Annotated in this window: 1 protein-coding gene; it reads right to left on the bottom strand. The window is 65.8% G+C overall.

Annotation, left to right across the window (positions count from 1 at the left end):
• Window positions 1-99 precede the first annotated feature (99 nt).
• On the bottom strand, window positions 100-965 hold an 866-nt coding region (locus EN914_RS19395; RefSeq protein ID WP_127389208.1), incomplete at its 5' end, for a YbfB/YjiJ family MFS transporter.

Here is a 965-nt window from a genome sequence, read left to right as displayed (position 1 = left end):
CGATCTAGGCGCAAATCAGCTGACGACAGCGGGCATAAAGTCACACATTAGTGGGAAAGAAAATGCCCGTGCCCGATGCCCGGCACAGCAAGCCCACAATCATGGCGATTTTGGCGCAGCCGACCATGTGATGGCGCCGGAGACGACCAGCACGATCGCGGCTGTGATCGAGGCGAGGAAGAAATCGCCGGACATCTGCGCCAGAAACCCGGCGGCGACCGGCCCGATGATCTGGCCTAGGCCGAACACAGCCGTCATCAGGGCGAATATCCGCCGCGGCGCGCTTGGCGCCTGCTGCCGGGCGGCCTGCAGGCCAAATGCGGTGATGGCAATGAAGGTGCCACCGAGCAGCACGCCGGAAAGCAGCGGCCCGGTGGCGCCGCCGATGGCGACGCTGGCGGTGACGCCGGCAACTTCGATGAAGCACGCCAGCGCATAGGCGGCATAGAGGCCGGTGCGGGCCGCGACCTTCTGCCAGAGCCAGACTGAGGGAAAGCCCGCAAGACCGGCGACCATCCACACCATGGCCTCGAAGACGCGGCTGCCGCCGCCTTGCCGGACGATGGCGACCAGGAATGTCGCCGTCACCACATAGCCAAAGCCGAACAGGCCGTAGGCGACGATGACCTTGACCAACGACCGGTCCATCCGCAGTGCCGGCTCGCGGGTGACTTCGCCGTTGCCGAGCGGACCCTCATTGGCCAACAGTGCAACGAGGACGAAACCACAGGCCGAAATCGCCGCCGACCAGAGCCAGCCTGCAGCCCAGCCCGAATGCTCGGCGACCAGCACCGCCATCATCGCCGCCGATGCCGCTATGCCGAGCCCGACGCCGCCGAAATGCCAGGCCTGCAGGTCGTTGCGACCGGCAGCCGCGATATGGCTGAACACGATGCTGGCCATGAAAACCATGACGAAGGCGCTGGCCAGACCGGCCAGAAAGCGGATGGCGAGAAAGGCCGCCA

It is taken from the genome of Mesorhizobium sp. M7A.F.Ca.CA.001.08.2.1, assembly GCF_003998455.1.
Classification (GTDB): Bacteria; Pseudomonadota; Alphaproteobacteria; order Rhizobiales; family Rhizobiaceae; genus Mesorhizobium; species Mesorhizobium ciceri.
The sequence above is the reverse complement of the archived record's forward strand: the minus strand, read 5'-3'. Positions and strand labels throughout refer to the sequence as shown.